Consider the following 19,499-nt stretch of genomic DNA (forward strand, 5'->3'; position numbering starts at 1 on the left):
TGACCCTACGCTCCGCCGCCGACCGCTGCGTCACTGTCCCGCCCCGACTTCGCAAGAAGATCGTCGACTCGGCCGCCGACGTCGTTCAGGCGCACGAGGAACGGGCGCAGCTCGGTGTAACGGATGACGGTGAGAGCCGCCGGGTCGGCCTGGATCCGCTGGAACTGGTCCAGGTGGAGACCGAGCGCGTCGGCCACGATCGCCTTGATGATGTCGCCGTGGCTGCAGACGAGGTAGGTGGCCTCCGGGGCGAGCCGGGCGTTCCACTCCCGGACCGCGGACACGGCCCGGTGCTGCGCCTCGGCGAGGGACTCCCCGCCGGGGAACCGGGCGGCGCTCGGGTGCGCCTGGACGACCTTCCAGAGGTCCTCCTTGGCCAGCTCCTCGAGGGGGCGGCCGGTCCACTCGCCGTACCGGACCTCGCCGAACCGCTCGTCGGTCTGGACGCCCAGACCGTCGCGCCCGGCCAGGATCGCCCGCGCGGTCTCCTGGCAGCGCTCCAGCGGACTCGAGACGATCACGTCCAGGGACACCGGCGCGAGCCGCGCCGCGAGCTCGGCGACCTGCCGCCGGCCGCGCTCGTCCAGGTGCACCCCCGGTGTCCAGCCCGCGAGCACCGGCCCGGTCATCTCGGTCAGCCCATGGCGTACCAGCAGAAGTGTGGCCACCCGGTGAACTCTAGTCGCAGTTCGAACGGTGCTTGCCGCGCGTTTCGCTGGGTAGGCACCGTTGGACGATTTGTTAACCCCCGATGCGTCACAATGTGCTGCCATGATCATGGATTGCGCCATCTACCGAAAGGGCGAGCGGCAGACCGTCGACGGCGATCTCAGCGACGCCCTCGACCTCGCTCGCGAGAACGGCGACGCCTTCATGTGGATCGGCCTTCACGAGCCGACCCGCGAGGAGTTCGACCTCGTCGCCGACGAGCTGAAGCTCCATCCCCTGGCGATCGAGGACGCCGTCAACGCCCACCAGCGGCCCAAGCTCGAACGCTACGGCGACGCGCTGTTCGTCGTCGTGAAGACGCTGCACTACGTCGACGAGACCTCCGACATCGAGGTCGGCGAGATCATGCTGTTCGTCGGCGCGGACTTCGTCATCACGGTCCGGCACGGGCAGGGCAGCCCCCTCAAGGAGGTGCGCCGGCGTCTGGAGGGCGACGCGGACCTGATGTCCTACGGGCCCGGCGCCGTCCTCTACACGGTCCTCGACGAGATCGTCGACCGGTACGAGACGATCGCGCACGAGGTCGAGACCGACATCATCGAACTGGAGCGCCAGGTCTTCTCGCCGGAACGCACCACGGTGACCGAGAAGATCTACGACCTCAAGCGCGAGGTGCTCGAGTTCCGCGGCGCGGAGGACCCGCTCATCCCGGTCCTGCAGGACATCGTCAAGCGCCGGGTCCAGCTCCCGGACGGCGCGCTGGAGTACTTCCGCGACGTCCTCGACCACCTGCTGCGCGTCGATGAACGCGTCGACTCCCACAGCGAGCTGCTGACCAACGTGCTGAACGCGCACCTGGCCCAGGTCGGCATGCAGCAGAACGAGGACATGCGCAAGATCTCCGCCTGGGCGGCGATCCTCGCGGTGCCCACGATGGTCACCGGCGTGTACGGGATGAACTTCACGCACATGCCGGAGCTGAAGGAGTCGTGGGGCTACCCGGCGGCGCTCCTGGTGATCCTGGGGATCTGCGTCGGGCTGTACCGCTGGTTCCGCAAGAGCGGCTGGCTCTGAGGCGGATCAGGTCGCGGTGATCGCCCCGGCGGCGAGCAGGCCGATCAGGACGCCGCCGAGGGCCACGCGGTAGTAGGTGAACAGCAGCGTCGAGTGGCGGACCAGGAACTTCAGCAGCCAGGCGATCGAGGCGTAGCCGACCACGAACGACACGACGGTGGCGACGGCCGTGCCGGCGACCGGCAGGCCGCCATCGCTCACCTTGCGCAGCTCGAACAGGCCGGACAGGACCACCGCCGGGATGGACAGCAGGAAGGAATAGCGCGCCGCGGCCTCGCGGGTGTACCCGAGGAAGAGGCCGCCGGTGATGGTGGAGCCCGACCGCGAGGACCCGGGAATCAGCGCGAGGCACTGGAAGCCGCCGATGATCAGCCCGTCGCGCATGTTCAGGTCGCCGACCTCGAGCTTCTGCCGGCCCGCCCACTCGGCGATCATCATCACCAGGCCCATGACGATGAGCGAGCCCGCGTTGATCCAGAGGTTGCGGGCCGGGCCCTCGATCAGGTGGTTGAACGCCAGGCCGACGACCGAGACCGGGATCGTGCCGAGCCCGACGTACCATCCCATCCGCGCGTCGAGATGGCCGCGCAGCTCCTTGTCGAAGAGGCTGCGGAACCACGTGCCGATGATGCGGACGATGTCCTTCCAGAAGAAGAGCAGGACCGCGAGCATCGTGCCGAGCTGGATGACCGCCGTGAACGCCGCGCCCGGGTCCTTCCAGCCGAGCAGCCGCGGCACGATCAGAAGATGTGCCGAGCTGGAGATCGGCAGGAACTCGGTGAGGCCCTGCACGATGCCCAACACGGTCGCTTGCACGAAGTTCACGGGTACGGTCTCTCCTTGAACACCCGACCGGCCGGCACGGGATCGCCGAATGACGATGGCAGCCTAGTGCCGCGACGGCCCCGGCTCGTCCCATGGGTGCGCGTGTCCCCGAGTGCGGACGAAGCCCTTGACTGCCGATACGCTCCGCAGGCATGAAACAGCGTCACCTCGGCCGGAGCGGCCTGGCCGTTTCCCGTCTCGGCCTCGGAACGATGACGTGGGGCGGGGACACCGAGGTCGAGGACGCCGCCGCCCAGCTCGCCGCCTTCGTCGAGGCGGGCGGCACCCTGATCGACACCGCGGACGTCTACTGCGGCGGCGAGAGCGAGCGGGTGCTCGGCGCGCTCATTGGCCAGGTCGTCGCCCGTGACGACCTGGTGATCGCCACCAAGGCCGTGCTCACCGCGGACGGCACCCGCGACGCCTCCCGGCGTCACCTGCTGCGCGCCCTCGACGACTCCCTGGAGCGGCTGGGCGTCGACCACGTGGACCTCTGGCAGCTGCACGCGTACGACGCGCACACCCCGCTCGAGGAGACGCTGTCCGCCCTCGACGACGCCGTCGGCTCCGGCCGGACTCGCTACGTGGGCGTGTCGCACTTCGCCGCGTGGGAGCTCGCCCGCGCGGCGACCTGGCAGAAGGCCTGGCCGGGCCGCACGCCCATCGTCTCCACGCAGGTGGAGTACTCCCTGCTGCGGCGCGACATCGAGGACGACGTGCTGCCCGCGGCGGCCGAGCTCGGCGTCGGTGTGCTCCCCTGCTCGCCGCTCGGCCGCGGGGTGCTCACCGGCAAGTACCGCACCGGCATCCCTGCCGACTCACGGGCGGCGACCCCGCACTACGCCGAGTTCGTGCAGCCCTACCTGAGCGAGCGCGGCGCCCAGATCGTCGAGTCGGTGTCCACGGCCGCCGAGGGACTCGGTGTGTCGCCGCTGGCCGTCGCGCTCAGCTGGGTGCGCGACCGGCCCGGCGTGGCCGCCCCGATCATCGGGGCGCGCACGGCGGTCCAGCTGGCCGCGATCCTCAAGGCCGAGGAGGTCGCCCTGCCGGCCGAGATCCGCGACGCGCTCGACGACGTCTCATCCGAGTGACGCACCCGCCCGGCGGACACGCGGGCGTCCGGTGCGAGCCCGTGCGAGGCGACGACCGTAGGCCGTGCGATTCCTCCGAGTGACGCCCCGGCGGGTGCGCGGGCGTCCGACGCGACTCCGTACGAGACGACGATCGCAGGCCGTGCGATTCCTCCGAGTGACGCGCCGCCCGGCAGGTACGCGGGCGTCCGGGGCGACTCCGTACGGGGCGATGATCGTAGGCCGTGCGATCGTCCGGGCCCATCGCCGGGGGCGACGGCACTAAAGTGTGCGAGCGATGACTGAGACCTTCTCCGGCCCTCTTTCCGAGGTGGCCGAGCTCTTCGCGGCCACCGACGTCCCGGCCCGGCTCGCGCCCGAGGCGCTGGCCCGCCTCGGCGAGACCGCCGCCAAGACCCTGCGCGACGACCCGTGGCGGTTGATGGAGATCCCCGGCGTACGGCCCGAGCAGGCCGACTTCTTCGCCCGCCGGCTGCTCGGCGGGGACACCGGGCCGCACGATCCGCGCCGCGCGGCGGCGCTCGCCGCGCACCTGCTGCTGCGGGCCGCGGGCGACGGCCACACGGTCACCGCCGCGAAGGCGATCCTGTCGGCCCTGGAGCCCTTCGACCCGGGCGACGCCGTGGAGGCGCTGCGCGCGTCCATCGCCGCCGGGGAGATCGCCGCGGTGATGGATGAGGCGTCCGAGAGCGAGCTTCTCGGCCTGGCGCGCCTCACCACCGCGGAGGAGACGGTCGCCGAGGGCCTCGCGCGGCTGACCGCCATGGCCGACCCGCTGCCGGCCGCCGACGGCGTCCCTGCGGCGGTCTTCGAGAGCGGTGTCAGCGTGCTGGCGGGGGCGCCGGAGGCCGTGGAGGAGGTCCTGCGGGGGTTGCGCGACGTCCCCGGCGTGATCGTCACCGCCCCGACGGACCGGGCCGCGCAGGCGCTCGGCGGAGCCCGGTCCCTGCACCTACTGCTGGAGCCGGGGCCGGGCGGCTACTCCCGTGGGGAGGACCGTCCGCTCGAGGCCGACCTCGTCGTCGTGGCAGAGGCCGGCACCCTCGACGTCGAGCGCGCGGCCGCGCTCGTCGAGGCCTGCATGGACGGCACGCATCTGGTGCTCGCCGGCGACCCGGCGGCGCCGTCGCCGTCCGGCGCGGGCCGCGTCCTCGCCGACATCATCGCCTCCGGCACGGTGCCGGTGACGGAGCTGCCCGCCGCGCCGCAGGACGTGATCGGCCGGCTCACGGCCGCGGTCCGGGAGGGGGCCCTCGCCGCGGTGGAGTCCCCGGACCGCGAGGTCGTCATCGTCCCGGCGGCCGAGTCCCGCGAGGCGGCGCACCGCACGGTCCAGCTCGTCACGGACTCGATCCCCCGCGCGCTGGGCATCCCGGCCGAGGAGATCCTCGCGGTGACGCCCGTACGCCGCGGGGAGGCCGGCGCCGACGCGCTCAACCGTGCGCTGAAGGACAGGCTCAACCCCGGGCCGGGCCCGTACGACGCCGGTGACCGGGTCGTCGCCGTCACGGACCTGCCGGGCGCCGCGGCGGGCGAGTTCGGCTCGGTGATCGGCGCGGACCCGGACCGGGGCATGCTGGAGGTCGCGTTCCCGTCCGGTAAGGCGACAGTCCCCGCGTCGGCGGTGCGGCACGGCTGGGCGGTGACCGTCCTCCGTGCCCAGGGCACACGCTGGCCGGCCGTCGTGGCCGTGCTGCCCGGGGAGGCGGGCGGCGCGTTGTCCCGGCCGCTGACGGTGGGCGCGTTCAGCCGGGCGCGGCGGCACCTGTCGGTGGTGCACGCCGCCGGCCCGGAGCTGGCCCGCGCGGTGCGCGATCGCGCCGAGCCGTCCCGCCGCACCCGCCTCACGGCGCTGCTGCGCGAGAACATGGCGGATCTGTAAGGCCTATCGTTTAACGCGTTTCCATGTAACGCTCGTCTCGTTGGACCAGTTGTCAGTAACAACGGGAGACGACTTCAGGGGAGCGACATGGCCTCAAGGCGAGACTGGCGGCGCGTCGGCGTCGCGTCGGCGACGGTGTCCGCCGGCGCGATGGTGTTCTTCATGGCCGCGCCGGCCCGGCGTCGGCGTCTTCGCGCTCCACGGTCCGTACGGCGGGCGAATGCAAGCTCGGTCCCCTCCTCTGCAGCATCCTGGGCGGCGGTACCGGCAAACCGGCGAGCCCTCCGAAGTCGGGCGGGTCCACCAAGCCCAAGCCGAAGCCCAGCACGCCGAAGAGCAGGCCGTCCTCTGGTCATTCAGGCCACTCCGGGTCCGGCTCGGGCGGCGGGTCGCACTCGGGTTCGGGCGGCGGGTCCGGATCCGGATCCGGCTCGGTGGATCAGCCGGTCGCTCCCCCCGCGGCGGGCGCGAACGGGGGCGCGCCGCAGGTGGCAGCGCCCCAGCAGCAGGGCCCCGCGCTGCCCGACATCACCTCCCAGAACCCGCTCGTGTACCCGCAGGACTCGCCCGTCCGCCAGGAGCAGACGACGCCGGCCCGCCTGGTGGCGGCCAGCGACCCGGCGGGAGAGCCGGTCCCGCCGCTGCTCGTGGCGACCGCCTCCGGGCTGATCGGCGCGGTCACAGCGCTGAACCTCAGCGTGCTCAACCGCCGCCTGCGGCGACCGCGCTCCCGCTGACGGGTGCGCTCGGCCGTGACCGGGAAGCCCCATCGTCGTCGCCGCTCAGGCGGTCGGCCGCGCCCGTCGGCGCCGCATCGCCACCCGCGCCCGTCGGCGCCGCATCGCCACCCGCACGCGTCGACGCCGCGACGCCGCCCGGGCCCGGCGTCGATCCGCCCGGCTCTCGCCCGCGGCGAGGGCCGTTGACCGACTGGGCGGAACACGCGCCTGAGGAACTCGGCGTCGACCCGGCGCGGCTGTCCCGCGCCCTCGACCTCGTCGGCGCGCGCGGTGGCGCGGCGCAGCTGTGCGTGCTGCGGGAGGGGCGGGTGCTCCTCGACCGCGCGCTCGGCTGCCGCCCGGACGCGTTGTTCTGCCTGTTCTCGGCCGGGAAACCGGTCACGGCGTTGCTGGTCCACCTGCTGGCCCAGCGAGGCGACCTGGCGCTCGACGAGCGTGTCGCGGCGTACTGGCCGGAGTTCGGCCGGCGCGGCAAGGAGGACGTCACGGTGCGGCAGGTCCTCCAGCACCGGTCCGGTGTCCCGGTGGCCCGCGGAGTGGCGGGCGACGCGCTGGCCATGCGGCACTGGGAGCGGGCCGTACGCGAGGTCGAGCGGGCCCGTCCACGATGGCCGCCCGGCCAGGTCCCCGCCTACCACATCCTCACCTACGGCGTGATCCTCGGCGAGCTGGTCCAGCGGGTCGCCGGAACACCGGTACGGGCCCTGCTCCAGGAGGCGTTCCTGGGTCCACTCGGCCTGACCGACCTCCACCTGGGGCTCCCCCGCCCGCTGTGGTCCCGGCATGTTCCGGTGCGCTCCGCCGGACCGGCCGGGCGGACGGCGGCGATGCTGTTCAACCGGCGTTCGACACGCGAGGCGGTCATCCCCTCCGCGGCGGTCTCCGCGACCGCGCGCGACCTGGCACGCTTCTACCAGGCGCTCCTGGACGGCGGCGCGCTGGACGGCGTACGGATCCTCCAGCCGGCCACGGTCGAGGAGGCGGCCCGGCCCTCCAGCGACGGTGAGGTCGACCGTTTCCTCGGCGTGCCGATCCGGTGGGCGCAGGGGTTCCAGCTGGGCGGCCCGGTCCCGGGAGGCGACCTGAGCCGGCCGATGGGCCGGCTCAGCAGCCCGCGGGCGTTCGGCCACAACGGCAGCAACTGCTGCATCGCCTGGGCCGACCCGTCGCGGCGGCTGGTCTTCGCCTACCTGACCGACCTGCTGCCCTCCGGGCCGCGCGGCGCCCGCCACGTGAGCGAGGTCGCCGACGCCGTCCTCGCGGCCTGCCGCTGACCGCACCGCCGACAGGCGGTCCGGCGCCGGGGCCGGCCGCGTGATGCGCGGACGGCCCCTCGCGGCGACCCGTACGACCGAGGACCAGCCTCCGGTGGCGCTCAGCCGCCGACGGCGTGGACGCCGCCGTCGACGTGGACGATCTCGCCCGTCGTCGCGGGGAACCAGTCGGACAGCAGCGCCACGCAGGCCTTCGCGGTCGGCTCCGGGTCGGCGACGTCCCAGCCCAGCGGGGCCTTCTCCGGCCAGACGTTCGTGAACTCCTCGAAGCCCGGGATGCTCTTGGCCGCCATCGTCTTGAGCGGCCCGGCGGCCACGAGGTTGACGCGCACGCCGTCGGGGCCGAGGTACTTGGCGAGGTAGCGGGCGGTGGACTCCAGGCCGGCCTTGGCCACGCCCATCCAGTCGTACACCGGCCAGGCCTGCGTGGCGTTGTCGAAGTCCAGGCCCACGACCGAGCCGCCGTTCTTCATCAGCGGCAGGCAGGCGGCCGTGAGGGACTTCAGGGAGTACGTCGAGATCTGCACCGCGGTGGCGACGTCGTCCCACGGGGTGTTCATGAAGTTGCCGCCCATCGCGCTCTGCGGCGCGAACCCGATGGAGTGCACGACCCCGTCGAGCCCGTCGACGTGCTCGGCGACCTTCCCGGCGAGGCCGTCGAGGTGCTCGGTGTTCGTGACGTCCAGCTCGAGCACCGGCGGGGTCTCCGGGAGCCGCTTGGCGATGCGCTCGACGAGCGACATGCGGCCGAAACCGGTCACGACCACGCTCGCGCCCTCCTGCTGGGCCAGCCGTGCCACGTGGAAGCCGATGGAGGCGTCGGTGAGGACGCCGGTGACGAGAATCCGCTTGCCGTCGAGAATGCCCATTCGCTGTCCCATTTCCAGATATCGGCCGCCGTGCGCTGCGGCCCGGTGCTCGTTGTCAGGATGCGCCGATCGTCGCTCCCCGGGGAGCCGATCCACCGGCCATCGCTCCCCCGGGAGCCGATCCGCCGATCGTCGCTCCTCCGGGAGCTGGTCCACCGGCCGCCGCTCCCCGGGGAGCCGGTCCGCCGGCCGCAGGTGCCCGCGGACGGCCGGCCGGTGATCGGCGGCCGGCCCGGGGCACCGACGGTCAGTGGCCCATGCCGAGGCCGCCGTCGACGGGGATGACCGCGCCCGTGATGTAGGCGGCGTCCTCCCCGGCCAGGAAGCGGACGGCCTTGGCGATCTCTACGGGCTGGGCGACGCGGCCCAGCGGGATCTGCTTCTTGATCGCGGCCTGGCGGTCCTCCCCCAGCGCCGCCGTCATGTCGGTGTCCACGAAGCCGGGCGCGACGACGTTGACCGTGATGTTGCGGGAGCCGAGCTCGCGGGCGAGCGACCGGGCGAAGCCGACCAGCCCGGCCTTCGAGGCGGCGTAGTTGGCCTGGCCGCCGGAGCCGAGCAGCCCGACGACGGAGGAGACCAGGATGATCCGGCCGTTGCGCTTGCGCATCATGCCGCGCACCGCGCGCTTGGCGAGACGGTAGGCGCCGGTGAGGTTGGTGTCGAGGACGGAGGTGAACTCCTCTTCACTCATCAGCGCGAGCAGGTTGTCCCTGGTGATGCCGGCGTTGGCCACCAGCACCTCGACCGGGCCCTGCTCGGCCTCGACCTTGCCGAACGCCGCGTCGACGTCCCCGGTGCTCGTGATGTCACAGCGCACGCCGAACAGGCCCTCGGGGGGCTCTCCGGAGCGGTAGGTCACGGCGACGGCGTCCCCGGCGTTCTTCAGCTCGTGGGCGATGGCCAGCCCGATTCCGCGATTGCCTCCGGTCACGAGGACGGAGCGACTCATTCGACAAACCTCCAGTTCGGTCGGTGGCGAGCCTATTGCGCTACCGATAGGTAACACGAGGACGCCACCGCCAAGGGAGACCTGCCGGTCTTTGTAGGACGCGATAGGTTGCATCCGTGCGAGAGATCGATCCAGAGTTCACCGCCCTGCCGTCGCGCGCCCTGGCCGACGCGGCACTGTCCAGAGCGCGCGACCTCGGCGCCGAGCACGTCGACTTCCGCCTCGAACGCATCCGCCATCAGACGCTGCGGCTGTCCGACGGCAATCTCGAGACGGCCCTCGACGCCGACGACGTCGGCTTCGCCGTCCGCGTGATCCTGGACGGCACGTGGGGGTTCGCGGCGGGCATCGACCTGACCACCGACGCCGCCGCCCGCGTGGCCGAGCAGGCGGTCGAGGTGGCCAAGGTGGCCAAGGCCATCAACCGCGAGCGCATCGAGCTGGCCGCCGAGCCGGCCCACGGCGAGCGGGTGTGGATCTCCTCCTACGAGGTCGACCCCTTCGACGTGCCCGTACGCGACAAGATCGCCCTGCTGGCCGACTGGAGTGCCCGGCTGCTGGGCGACGACCGGGTCGCGCACGCCGACGCGTCGCTCCTGCAGGTCAAGGAGAACAAGTTCTACGCCGACACGGCGGGCACCGTGACCACCCAGCAGCGGGTGCGGCTGCACCCGGTGCTGAACGCCGTCGGCATCCGCGACGGGGCGTTCGACACGATGCGCACGCTCGCCCCGCCGGTGGGCCGGGGCTATGAGTTCCTCACCGGAAGCACGTGGGACTGGGACGACGAGCTGGCCCGCATCCCCGAGCTGCTCGCCGAGAAGCTCGCGGCGCCATCGGTCGAGGCCGGGGCGTACGACCTCGTCATCGACCCGTCGAACCTCTGGCTGACCATCCACGAGTCGATCGGCCACGCGACCGAGCTCGACCGCGCGCTCGGATACGAGGCCGCGTACGCCGGCACGTCCTTCGCGACGCCCGACAAGCTCGGCAGCCTGCAGTACGGCTCCAAGGTCATGAACATCACCGGTGACCGCACCGCCGAGCACGGCCTGTCCACCATCGGCTACGACGACGAGGGCGTCGAGACCCAGCAGTGGGACATCGTCCGCGACGGCCTTTTCGTCGGCTACCAGCTGGACCGGCGGATCGCGCACCTGACCGGGGCCGAGCGGTCGAACGGCTGCGCGTTCGCCGACTCGCCGTCCAGCATGCCGCTGCAGCGCATGGCGAACGTCTCCCTGCAGCCGGCGCCGGACGGCCCGTCGACCGAGGAGCTCATCGCCGGGGTCGACCGCGGCATCTACGTCGTCGGCGACAAGAGCTGGTCGATCGACATGCAGCGCTACAACTTCCAGTTCACCGGCCAGCGGTTCTACAAGATCGAGAAGGGCCGGCTCGCGGGCCAGCTCCGCGACGCCGCCTACCAGGCGACCACCACCGACTTCTGGAACTCGATGGAGGCCGTGGGCGGGCCGCAGACTTACGTCCTCGGCGGCGCGTTCAACTGCGGCAAGGGCCAGCCCGGCCAGGTCGCGCCGGTCAGCCACGGCGCGCCCTCCGCGCTGTTCCGCGGCGTCAACATCCTCAACGCGGTGAAGGAGGCGGGCCAGTGACCACCCCGCAGGAGACGGTCGAGCGGGCGCTGTCGCTGTCCCGCACGGATGACTGCGTCGTCATCGCCGATGAGTCCAGCGGCACGAACCTGCGCTGGGCGGGCAACACGCTGACGACCAACGGCATCGCCCGGTCGCGGCGGCTCACCGTCATCGCGATCAAGAAGAAGGCCGACGGCGTCTCGACCGGGGTCATGTCCCGTACGGGCGTGACCGAGGACCAGATCGAGGACCTCGTCCGCGCCGCCGAGCGCGCGGCGGCCGACAACGCCCCGGCCGAGGACGCCGCGTCGCTGGCCGACGCGTCCGAGGCCGGGCCGTCCGGCCGCTGGGAGGATCCGCCCGCCGAGACGTCGATCGGCGTGTTCGAGGGCTTCGCGCCGGCGCTCGGCGAGGCGTTCGCCGCCGCCGAGGCGAACGCGCGCCGGCTCTACGGCTTCGCCGAGCACACGATGAGCAGCACTTTCCTCGGCACGTCGTCCGGGCTGCGGCTTCGGTCCGACGAGCCGACCGGGAAGGTCGAGCTGAACGCCAAGTCCGCCGATCTGTCCCGGTCCGCGTGGAACGGCGTGGGCACTCGCGACTTCCGCGACGTCGACGTCGCCGGGATGGCCGACGAGCTCGCCCGGCGGCTCGAGTGGGGGAAGCGGCGGATCGACCTGCCCGCGGGCCGCTACGAGACGCTGCTGCCGCCGAGCGCGGTCGCCGACCTGATGGTGTACCTGTACTGGTCGGCCGGGGCCCGTGACGCCCACGACGGCCGTACGGTCTTCAGCAGGCCCGGTGGGGGCACGCGGGTCGGCGAGAGCCTGTCCGAGACGCCCATCCGGCTGTACAGCGACCCGGCCGCGCCCGGACTCGAGTGCACGCCGTTCGTGGTGGCGCACGCGTCCAGCCGCGACTCTTCGGCGTTCGACAACGGCGTCGCGCTGCGCCCCGTCGACTGGATCTCCGAGGGCAGGCTCTCCGCGCTGATGCAGTCCCGCTACTCGGCGCGGCTGACCGGCCTGCCCTTCACGCCCGGGGTCGACAACCTGCTCATGGAGGTGCCGGGCAGCACGGCCACGCTGGACGAGATGATCGCCGGCACTCGGCGCGGGCTGCTCCTCACCTGCCTGTGGTACATCCGCGAGGTGGACCCGCAGTCGCTCCTGCTCACCGGGCTGACCCGCGATGGGGTGTACCTCGTCGAGGACGGCGAGGTCGTCGGCGAGGTCAACAACTTCCGGTTCAACGAGAGCCCGGTCGGGATGCTGCAGCGCGTAGCAGAGGCCGGCGCGACGGGGCGGACGCTCGCGCGCGAGTGGTCGGACTACTTCACCCGGACGGCCATGCCGCCGCTGCGGATCCGGGACTTCAACATGTCGACGGTCAGCAAGGCCAGCTGACCCGGCCGCTCCCGGCCGCCTCCAGCCGGAGGTGGCCGGGACGTTCCGATGCTCGGCGCGCCCGGCGCCAGGCTCCGCTCAGGAGTCCTCGAGGCGGAAGCCCACCTTCAGGCCGACCTGGTAGTGCGCCACCTCACCGTCGACGATCTGCCCGCGCACCTCGATCACCTCGAACCAGTCCAGGTGGCGGAGCGTCTCCCCGGCCCTCCTGAGGCCGTTGCGGATCGCGGCGTCCACGCTGTCCGGCGAGGTGCCCACGATCTCCGTTACCCGGTACGTCCGATCCGTCATGGCGTTCCTCCCACGGGGCGGTTTTGATCGACCTCTTCCCACGCACCGTGCGCCCCATGCGGTGATGTGGGGCAGGCTGGCTGCCGTGTTCTCCAATGAAGCGGACCATCGGCGGCTCGTCGAGCGGGCGCGGCAGGCCCTGGCATCCGACGTCTTCGACTTCTACGCCGGCGGCGCCGGTGACGAGACGACCCTCGCCGCCAATGAGGCGGCCTGGCGCGCCGTACGGCTGCGTCCGCGGGTCCTGCGCGACGTCTCGAGGATCGACTCGCGGGTCAGCGTGCTCGGCCGGGAGCTGCCGGCTCCGGTCGGCGTGGCCCCGGTCGGCTATCAGCGGCTCGCCCATCCGGAGGGCGAGGTGGCGATGGCGCGCGGCGCTCGGCGGGCGGGTGCGCTGCTGACGGTCTCGTCGCGCAGTTCCCGGCGGATCGAGGAGGTCGCCGCCGAGGCCGGTCCGTGGTGGTTCCAGGCGTACGTCCTGCGCGACCGCGGCCTGACGCGGGAGCTCGTACGGCGGGCCGCCGCGGCCGGGGCGACGGCGATCGTGCTGACGGGTGACACGCCGTACCTTGGGCGGCGGCGCCGGGACCGGGACGCCGGGCTGATCCCGGACGAGATGTTCGGGGTGAACCTCGGGCCGGGGTTCGACCGGGCCCTCGCCGAGCAGGCGGCGGACGTGACCTATGCCGACGTCGCCGCGCTGCGGGACGTCTCCGGCCTGCCGGTCGTGGTCAAGGGCGTCCTGCGCGGCGACGACGCACGGGAGTGCGTCGCGGCGGGCGCGGCGGGCGTGTGGGTGTCCAACCACGGCGGGCGCCAGCTCGACGGCGCGGTCGCGACGGCGGAGGCCCTGCCCGAGGTCGCCGACGCGGTGGGCGACGCCGCCGAGGTGTACGCCGACGGCGGCGTCCGTACCGGCGTGGACGTGCTCCGGGCGCTGGCGCTGGGGGCGCGCATGGTGTTCGTGGGACGGCCGGCGCTGTGGTGCCTGGCCGTGGGCGGCGCGGACGCGGTGACCGCCGGGCTGACGGAGCTGGGCGACGCGCTGACGCGGGCGATGGGGCTGGCGGGGACGGCCACGACGGCGGAGATCACCCGGGGGCTTGCCCGGACCGACCCGGGGACTAACGTGGAGGAGTGAGGGTCAAACCGCGCGGCCGGCGACGCGAACAGCCGGTGGTCTACACCGTGACGGACGCGCGCAAGCCGCTGTCCGAGGACATCCGCTACCGCGAGCGCCGGTATCTGATCATGATGGGCATCCGGGCGCTCTGCTTCCTGCTGAGCATCCTCTTCGCCTTCGCGCTGCCCGGCGCCTGGCGCTTGCTGGCGGTCGTCGCGCTGATCGCATCGGTCGTGCTGCCGTATATTGCCGTGATCTTTGCCAACGGCGGACGCGAACCTGAGTCTGGTGCCCGATTCGCACCATATGAGGCAAGTGACGTTGACCGAAAACAGATTTCCGGCCCTCACGACGAAATCGGCTCGTGACAATCTCTTGACTAACTCAGGGGGGGTTCGGTGTACGATTTGTACCGGCGCCCTGGTCCCCCGTCGGGGCGCCCGTGCCGGTGTTCCGGGCCCCCGTCGGAACACCGATGATCGCGACGCCGGGAGGATTGCCCCCGTATCCTCCCGGCGTCGCCATTTCTCCGGCCAGCCGGTCTGACAAGCTGTAAGGCCTAGTCAGGACATCCGATCGCCGGATCCGGCCATCCTGGCGCGGGCCGCGCGCCGCAGGCCTCGCAGGCGCATGGACTCTCCCTCACGGGCCTCGTAGGCGCATGGACTCTCCCCACGGGTCTCGTGGGCGCATGGACACTCCCTCACGGGTAACGAGACCCCCATGAATCGGTCAACGCGCCGCACGGTCCTCGTCGCCGGCGCCGCCAACCTCGTCGTCGCCGCGACCAAGCTGGCCGCGGGGCTGATCTCCGGATCGAGCGCGATGCTCGCGGAGGCGGCCCACTCGCTCGCCGACACGCTCAACCAGGTCTTCCTGCTGGCGTCGCTGCGGCAGGGCGACCGTCCGCCCGACGAGGCGCATCCCTTCGGGTACGGCCAGGAGCGCTACTTCTGGTCGCTGCTGGCCGCGTTCGGCATCTTCGTCGCGGGGGCCGGTTTCTCCGTCTTCGAGGGCGTCCTGGCCATGACGCGGACCCATCAGCACGAGAGCCCCTGGATCGCCTATGTCGTGCTGGCGGTCTCGTTCGTGGCCGAGAGCACCTCGTTCGCCCGTGCCGCGCGGCAGATGCGCCAGGAGGCCGGCGACCAGGGGCGCCGCGTCCTGGAGCACGTGCGCCGCAGCCCCGACATGACCGTGAAGGCGGCGCTGTTCGAGGACTCGGCCGCGGTCATCGGCCTCGGCCTGGCCGCGATCGGCCTGGTCCTCACCCAGATCACCGGGTCGTCGACGTGGGATGGCGCGGCGTCCGTCGCCGTGGGGATCCTGCTGATCGTCGTCGCGTTCCGGCTCGGCCGCGACAGCAGGGAGATGCTCATCGGCCACGCCGCCGACCCCGACGAGCAGCGGCTGATCGCCGAGGAGATCGACGCCACGGAGGGGATCGACGACGTTCTCGAACTGCTCACCATGCGCATCGGGCCCGACCACCTCCTCATCGCCGCACGGGCGAGCTTCGGCGACGGGATCACCGCCGACCGGGTCGAGGACCTCGCCGAGGACGTCGACCGGCGGGTCCGCGAGCGGCTCTCCGTGACCCCGCACGTGTTCATCGACCCGACCCGGCGCCGGTCCGCCGCCGAACGACCGCGTTTCGAACCGGGCGAGCGGGTATACGGCCCTTCGTGTTCCGACGACGGCGACAGGCCGCGGGCGGGCTCGGAGGACGACGACCCCGTCACCGGTCGGCCCGCGTGACCGCGCGTGCCGTGCTGGAACCCCTGATCTGGTGGGCGGCCCTGTACGCGATCTACGTGGTGATCATCTCCACCGTCTCGCCGACCGAACTCGTGGTGGGCTTCGCCGGCGCGGTCGTCGGCGCCGCGGTAGCAGTCGCGACGCGACGGGTCCTGCTGCGCGGCGTGCCCCTCTCTCCCCCGCGGCTCCGCGTCCTGCTGCTCCTTCCGTCGCAGATCCTGCGGGACTGCGCGGTGTTGTTCCGGCCGGTCCGGGGCGGGTTCGCCGATGTGCCCGTGCCACCCGGACGGGGAGGCGGCATGGCGACGCTGGTGCTCTCGGTGGCGCCGGGGACGTACGTCGCGCGGGTCTCGGAGGACAGCGAGGTCCTGCTCCTGCACCGGGCGGAGACCCACCCATCCCACCTCGAACGCGAGGTGACGTCATGCTGATCGCCGCCCTGGCCCTACTGGTCGGAGCGGTGGGCCCCTGCCTGCTCGTCACACTGCGGGGAGACCCTGCCGACCGCCTGACGGGGCTGATCCTCGCCGGGCCGGTGGCCACGCTCGTCCTGCTGTTGCTGGCCGCCGCGTACGGGCGGCCGGCCTACCTGGACGTCGCGTTCGTCCTCGGCCTGCTGTCGTTCGCGGGCTCGCTGGTGTTCGCCCGGTTCATCGGGCGGACGCTGTGAGCGCCGTCCTGATCGGGCTGGGATCGGCCGTCACCGTCCTCACCGCGCTCCGGCTGCTGCTCGCCCGGGACCTGTTCGCACTCCTGCACTTCGTCGGGCCCGCGACCGCGCTGGCCGTGCCTCTCATCATCGCCGGGCTGGCCCTGCGGCAGTGGTCGTCCTGGCACGACGTCCTCAAGCTCGTCCTCATCGGCGTTCTCCTGGTCTCCACCGGTCCCGCCACCGTCGTCGCGGCCGCACGGGCGAGGCGGACCTCCGATGGGTGAGGCGCTCGTCTACGCGGCCCTCCTGCTCGTGGTCGTCATGGCGACCGGGGTGGTGCTCACCCGCGACCCGGTACGCCAGGCGATCGTGCTGTCCGCCTACGGGGCGCGACACCCGTTCTGATCGCGATCCTGCTCGCGGCGACCGGACGATGGATCCCGCGGCGGCTGGTCGACGTGATCGCGGTGGTGACGATCCTCGCGGTGATGGCGATCTACCACGCGCTGATGCTGCTGTTCGCGACCGCGATGTGCGCGTTCACGCTGACCGGCGACCTGTTCGACGCCTTCGTCTTCTTCGAGCTCATGGGTGTCATCGCGTACGTCTTGACGGGCTACAAGGCGGAGGAGCCGCAGGCAGTGCACGGAGCGGTCAGCTTCTCGGTCCTCAAAGGACCGGGCTGTACTTGCGCAGTTCGTACTCGCGCGGCACCCCGCGCTTGAAGGCCACACCGGATACCCAGCATGCGGCTTCGTTGACCGTGCGCAGGGTGTGTTTCAGCGCCGCCGCCTGCACGGGCGTCGGCATCAGCTTTACCTGCATCACGACCTTCACGAATCGTGACCGTATCATCGCTTTATGTCACTGCGTCGGGAAATCGGACTCATCTTCGCGGGGGAAGCACGAGTTCCCCGGCCACATCCGCACGAACGTGGAGCGGCTGGCGTGGTGCTGGCGGCCGCGGTCGCCGTGCTCAGCCTGCGGCATGGGGCACCGAGGGTCCTGCGCCCGGTGACGTCACGGCTGCGTGCGGCGCACTCGGGCCATGTCGGGGACTACGCCGCCTGGCTCACTGCGGGGGTGGCGTTCTTCGGCCTGCTCCTGTTCATGGTGTGAGGCGGGCGGACCTCCCGTCCAGCCCATGTGCGGGCCACCCGCCGAATCCGGGTGCGGGCCACCCGCCGACTCCGCGTGCGGGCAGGTCGAAGCCGCGTGTGGGCAGATCGAAGCCGCGTGCCGGCCAGCCGCCGAACCCGCGCTGGAACCATCCGTCCCAGCCCCCGATCGGCGGAACGTCCGCCGTGCCGGCGGACGGCCAGGCGGACGTCGCCCGCTCGGCGCGTTCGACCTTCCTGCCGAGCTCGCGAAGCATGTCGGAATCGCAGGCGCCAGCCAGCCGGGGGAAGATGTTCGCCTCCTCGTGCTCGAGGTGCTCACGGGTCGTCCCGACCAGGCGGCGGAAGACCTCGTCGAATCGCGCGTCGGACGGGTCGAGGCCGTCCAGCTCCTTGATCGTCTGACGGGCCCGGGCATGGGCGGCAAGATTCTCCGCGGCGAGCCGGTCCCCGTCCGGTACGTGCGCGCGCACCGCCGGATAGAGGTACTCCTCCTCGACGACAGCGTGGCGCATGAGCTCAGTGATCACTCTCGCCACCACGTAACGGCGTCGTCTGTCTCCGGGAGAGAGCGCGATGACGCGGACGAACATGTCCTCGACTCGGCGGTGATCCCGAGTGAGAACGTCGATGACGTTCCGGGACCCACGATGGGTCGGCACGATGCCTCCTTGTCCGCCGACCCTGGGCGAGCGACAGCCCCCGCCCACGCGGAGTCGGCTGTCTGCTCAACCGTTGCGCCCCGCCTACCCCGCGACCCCCGACGCAAACTAATGCCCGCAAATACGGACAGTCAGGGTTAGATTGGGGATGACCTGCCTGGCAGGCAAGGGCGGCTCGGCGGCCGCGCGATGGCCTCGTGACGGCCGCGCGACGGCCTCGGCAGAGCCGGAGATCGGTCAGACTGGGACGGTGACCGGTTCCGAACCCCTCCAGTGCTCCGCCAAGGACTGCCGGGCCGACGCCCGATGGGCCCTCCGCTGGAACAACCCGAAAATCCACGATCCCGACCGGCGGAAGGTCTGGCTCGCCTGCGACGAGCACAAGGAGCACCTGAGCGCGTTCCTGTCCCGCCGGGGCTTTCTGCGCGACACCGTCCCGGTCGACGAGGTGCGCTGAGCGTCTCACCGAGTCCGCGGACGCGGCAGCCCCGGAACGCTCGCGTGGCGGCCCGCGATGCACGCGGGGCGGCCTGGAACATGCACGCGACGACCTGAAACGTGTGCCGCGCGGACTGGAACAACCGCCCGGCGGCCCAAAACGTGCGCGGGGCTGCCTGGAACGTGCGCGGGTGGGAACACGATCCATGTGACGCCGGGGAGACGCTTCGCGAGGTCCGCGCGGGACCGGTGGATCGCGTGGTCCTCCAAGACCCGGTCGCCTCGTCGGCCGCCTCGGCCACGATGGTTCGCGCGGCCGCCGGGCACGCCTCGGCCGGGAGCCGTCACGGCGGCGATCGTGCTGCTCGCACTGGGTTCTGGAGCGGCCGACGCGTTCAGCTTCGTCGCGCTCGGTGCCGTGTTCACCAGCGTGATGACCGGCAACCTCGTGCTGCTCGGCGTCGCCGTCGTCCATACCGACCCCGGCGCAGCCGTGCGCGCCGCCGTGTCGATCGCGGCGTACGCCTCCGGGGTGCTCGGCGCGGCCTCATGGCTCAGAGACACCGGGCCCGCTGGCTCCGGCCCGTGGCCCGGACGCGTCATCGGCGTGCTGACGGTCGTACCGGCGGCACAGACCGCCGTGCTCGCCGTGTGGCTTGCCGTGGCCACCCGCCCCGCCACCGTCCTGCAGATCACTCTGATCGCGGTGTCCGCCGCGGCGATGGGCGTGCAGAGCACCGCGGTCAATACGCTCGCGGTGAGCGGAGCCGCCACCACCTACCTCACCGGAACGCTGACCGCGCTCATGACCGAACTGGCCACGACCGGCTCCCCGCCCACCATGCGACGGCGGCTGGGAGTGCTGGCCGCCGCCCTCACCGGCGCCGCGCTCGAGGCGGTCCTCCTGACCTGGGCGCGCCCCGCGGCACCCGGGCTTCCGCTGGCCGCCGCCCTCATCGTCGTGACGACCTGCGTCCTCGGCCCGACCGCGCCTTCTCACCGACGACCGTGACCGCTGACCAGCGGCCGCCGGTCCCGCGCCGGCACCTCGCGGAACCGGCGCATCGCGCGGTCAGC

General features: G+C 72.3%; 25 protein-coding genes. 18 read left to right on the top strand and 7 right to left on the bottom strand.

Annotation, left to right across the window (positions count from 1 at the left end; translation table 11 throughout):
* Positions 1–5: 5 nt before the first annotated feature.
* Positions 6–668, bottom strand: a complete 663-nt coding sequence (locus ACYVF7_RS34900; RefSeq protein ID WP_460349107.1) for a histidine phosphatase family protein — start codon at positions 666–668, stop codon at positions 6–8.
* Between the two features lie 103 nt (positions 669–771).
* On the opposite strand from ACYVF7_RS34900, the gene corA reads away from it, so the two are divergent.
* Positions 772–1,743 carry a magnesium/cobalt transporter CorA gene (corA, locus tag ACYVF7_RS34905; RefSeq protein WP_460349109.1) on the top strand — a complete coding sequence of 324 codons (972 nt, stop codon included), beginning with the start codon at positions 772–774 and terminating at the stop codon, positions 1,741–1,743.
* 6 nt (positions 1,744–1,749) lie between these two features.
* Here the strand turns inward: corA and ACYVF7_RS34910 are convergent, their stop codons facing one another.
* Positions 1,750–2,568 (bottom strand): undecaprenyl-diphosphate phosphatase, encoded by an 819-nt coding sequence (locus ACYVF7_RS34910; protein WP_460349111.1) that lies wholly within the window; start codon positions 2,566–2,568, stop codon positions 1,750–1,752.
* Between the two features lie 152 nt (positions 2,569–2,720).
* On the opposite strand from ACYVF7_RS34910, the gene ACYVF7_RS34915 reads away from it, so the two are divergent.
* The 4 genes from ACYVF7_RS34915 (at position 2,721) to ACYVF7_RS34930 (ending at position 7,555) form a co-directional block, all read left to right on the top strand.
* The gene (locus tag ACYVF7_RS34915; protein ID WP_460349113.1) at positions 2,721–3,659 is read left to right on the top strand and encodes an aldo/keto reductase; all 939 of its coding nucleotides are present in this window, start codon (positions 2,721–2,723) and stop codon (positions 3,657–3,659) included.
* Between the two features lie 277 nt (positions 3,660–3,936).
* Complete coding sequence (locus ACYVF7_RS34920; RefSeq protein ID WP_460349115.1) at positions 3,937–5,541, top strand: helix-hairpin-helix domain-containing protein; 1,605 nt, start codon at positions 3,937–3,939, stop codon at positions 5,539–5,541.
* A gap of 434 nt (positions 5,542–5,975) precedes the next feature.
* On the top strand, positions 5,976–6,278 hold the full coding sequence (locus ACYVF7_RS34925; RefSeq protein WP_460349118.1) for a hypothetical protein: 303 nt from the start codon (positions 5,976–5,978) through the stop codon (positions 6,276–6,278).
* A 185-nt stretch (positions 6,279–6,463) separates the two neighbouring features.
* Positions 6,464–7,555: a serine hydrolase domain-containing protein gene (locus ACYVF7_RS34930; RefSeq protein WP_460349121.1), complete on the top strand. Its 1,092-nt coding sequence runs from the start codon at positions 6,464–6,466 to the stop codon at positions 7,553–7,555.
* A gap of 101 nt (positions 7,556–7,656) precedes the next feature.
* Here the strand turns inward: ACYVF7_RS34930 and fabI are convergent, their stop codons facing one another.
* Complete coding sequence (fabI, locus tag ACYVF7_RS34935) at positions 7,657–8,424, bottom strand: enoyl-ACP reductase FabI (protein WP_460349124.1); 768 nt, start codon at positions 8,422–8,424, stop codon at positions 7,657–7,659.
* 247 nt (positions 8,425–8,671) lie between these two features.
* Positions 8,672–9,376 (bottom strand): beta-ketoacyl-ACP reductase, encoded by a 705-nt coding sequence (locus tag ACYVF7_RS34940; RefSeq protein ID WP_460349127.1) that lies wholly within the window; start codon positions 9,374–9,376, stop codon positions 8,672–8,674.
* A 116-nt stretch (positions 9,377–9,492) separates the two neighbouring features.
* Between ACYVF7_RS34940 and ACYVF7_RS34945 the strand changes: the two genes are divergently transcribed.
* Both ACYVF7_RS34945 and ACYVF7_RS34950 read left to right on the top strand, forming a co-directional pair.
* Positions 9,493–10,992 carry a TldD/PmbA family protein gene (locus tag ACYVF7_RS34945; protein ID WP_460349130.1) on the top strand — a complete coding sequence of 500 codons (1,500 nt, stop codon included), beginning with the start codon at positions 9,493–9,495 and terminating at the stop codon, positions 10,990–10,992.
* Positions 10,989–12,380, top strand: a complete 1,392-nt coding sequence (locus ACYVF7_RS34950) for a metallopeptidase TldD-related protein (protein WP_460349133.1) — start codon at positions 10,989–10,991, stop codon at positions 12,378–12,380. Before ACYVF7_RS34945 ends, ACYVF7_RS34950 begins: the two co-directional genes overlap by 4 nt.
* Before the next feature lie 78 nt (positions 12,381–12,458).
* Here ACYVF7_RS34950 and ACYVF7_RS34955 read toward each other — a convergent pair whose 3' ends face one another.
* The gene (locus tag ACYVF7_RS34955) at positions 12,459–12,671 is read right to left on the bottom strand and encodes a dodecin (RefSeq protein ID WP_460349136.1); all 213 of its coding nucleotides are present in this window, start codon (positions 12,669–12,671) and stop codon (positions 12,459–12,461) included.
* An 85-nt stretch (positions 12,672–12,756) separates the two neighbouring features.
* Between ACYVF7_RS34955 and ACYVF7_RS34960 the strand changes: the two genes are divergently transcribed.
* The 8 genes from ACYVF7_RS34960 (at position 12,757) to ACYVF7_RS34995 (ending at position 16,929) form a co-directional block, all read left to right on the top strand.
* The gene (locus ACYVF7_RS34960) at positions 12,757–13,812 is read left to right on the top strand and encodes an alpha-hydroxy acid oxidase (protein ID WP_460349139.1); all 1,056 of its coding nucleotides are present in this window, start codon (positions 12,757–12,759) and stop codon (positions 13,810–13,812) included.
* Entirely contained in the window at positions 13,809–14,162 is a 354-nt protein-coding gene (locus ACYVF7_RS34965) for a DUF3099 domain-containing protein (RefSeq protein WP_460349141.1), read from the top strand. The genes ACYVF7_RS34960 and ACYVF7_RS34965 overlap by 4 nt, the downstream gene beginning before the upstream one ends.
* Before the next feature lie 355 nt (positions 14,163–14,517).
* The gene (locus ACYVF7_RS34970) at positions 14,518–15,552 is read left to right on the top strand and encodes a cation diffusion facilitator family transporter (RefSeq protein WP_460349143.1); all 1,035 of its coding nucleotides are present in this window, start codon (positions 14,518–14,520) and stop codon (positions 15,550–15,552) included.
* A complete protein-coding gene (locus tag ACYVF7_RS34975; RefSeq protein ID WP_460349146.1) occupies positions 15,549–15,983 on the top strand; it encodes a hypothetical protein in 435 nt (144 codons plus the stop codon). Before ACYVF7_RS34970 ends, ACYVF7_RS34975 begins: the two co-directional genes overlap by 4 nt.
* The gene (locus ACYVF7_RS34980) at positions 15,977–16,222 is read left to right on the top strand and encodes a monovalent cation/H+ antiporter complex subunit F (protein ID WP_460349149.1); all 246 of its coding nucleotides are present in this window, start codon (positions 15,977–15,979) and stop codon (positions 16,220–16,222) included. Before ACYVF7_RS34975 ends, ACYVF7_RS34980 begins: the two co-directional genes overlap by 7 nt.
* On the top strand, positions 16,219–16,488 hold the full coding sequence (locus tag ACYVF7_RS34985) for a monovalent cation/H(+) antiporter subunit G (RefSeq protein WP_460349152.1): 270 nt from the start codon (positions 16,219–16,221) through the stop codon (positions 16,486–16,488). Before ACYVF7_RS34980 ends, ACYVF7_RS34985 begins: the two co-directional genes overlap by 4 nt.
* Positions 16,481–16,609 (top strand): hypothetical protein, encoded by a 129-nt coding sequence (locus ACYVF7_RS34990; protein ID WP_460349155.1) that lies wholly within the window; start codon positions 16,481–16,483, stop codon positions 16,607–16,609. The genes ACYVF7_RS34985 and ACYVF7_RS34990 overlap by 8 nt, the downstream gene beginning before the upstream one ends.
* A 53-nt stretch (positions 16,610–16,662) precedes the next feature.
* Positions 16,663–16,929 (top strand): hypothetical protein, encoded by a 267-nt coding sequence (locus tag ACYVF7_RS34995; RefSeq protein WP_460349157.1) that lies wholly within the window; start codon positions 16,663–16,665, stop codon positions 16,927–16,929.
* Here ACYVF7_RS34995 and ACYVF7_RS35000 read toward each other — a convergent pair.
* Positions 16,874–17,041 carry a hypothetical protein gene (locus ACYVF7_RS35000; protein ID WP_460349159.1) on the bottom strand — a complete coding sequence of 56 codons (168 nt, stop codon included), beginning with the start codon at positions 17,039–17,041 and terminating at the stop codon, positions 16,874–16,876. The genes ACYVF7_RS34995 and ACYVF7_RS35000 overlap by 56 nt on opposite strands.
* Before the next feature lie 111 nt (positions 17,042–17,152).
* Here ACYVF7_RS35000 and ACYVF7_RS35005 point away from each other — a divergent pair, with 111 nt between their 5' ends.
* Positions 17,153–17,323 carry a hypothetical protein gene (locus ACYVF7_RS35005; protein ID WP_460349162.1) on the top strand — a complete coding sequence of 57 codons (171 nt, stop codon included), beginning with the start codon at positions 17,153–17,155 and terminating at the stop codon, positions 17,321–17,323.
* Here ACYVF7_RS35005 and ACYVF7_RS35010 read toward each other — a convergent pair.
* On the bottom strand, positions 17,313–17,984 hold the full coding sequence (locus ACYVF7_RS35010; protein ID WP_460349166.1) for a hemerythrin domain-containing protein: 672 nt from the start codon (positions 17,982–17,984) through the stop codon (positions 17,313–17,315). The two genes, ACYVF7_RS35005 and ACYVF7_RS35010, sit on opposite strands and share 11 nt — an antisense overlap.
* 250 nt (positions 17,985–18,234) lie before the next feature.
* Here ACYVF7_RS35010 and ACYVF7_RS35015 point away from each other — a divergent pair, with 250 nt between their 5' ends.
* Together ACYVF7_RS35015 and ACYVF7_RS35020 are read left to right on the top strand one after the other, a co-directional pair.
* The gene (locus ACYVF7_RS35015) at positions 18,235–18,441 is read left to right on the top strand and encodes a hypothetical protein (RefSeq protein ID WP_460349169.1); all 207 of its coding nucleotides are present in this window, start codon (positions 18,235–18,237) and stop codon (positions 18,439–18,441) included.
* 339 nt (positions 18,442–18,780) lie between these two features.
* Positions 18,781–19,434 carry a DUF1275 family protein gene (locus tag ACYVF7_RS35020; protein ID WP_460349172.1) on the top strand — a complete coding sequence of 218 codons (654 nt, stop codon included), beginning with the start codon at positions 18,781–18,783 and terminating at the stop codon, positions 19,432–19,434.
* Positions 19,435–19,499 lie beyond the last annotated feature (65 nt).

This window comes from Actinoallomurus acanthiterrae, assembly GCF_054775715.1.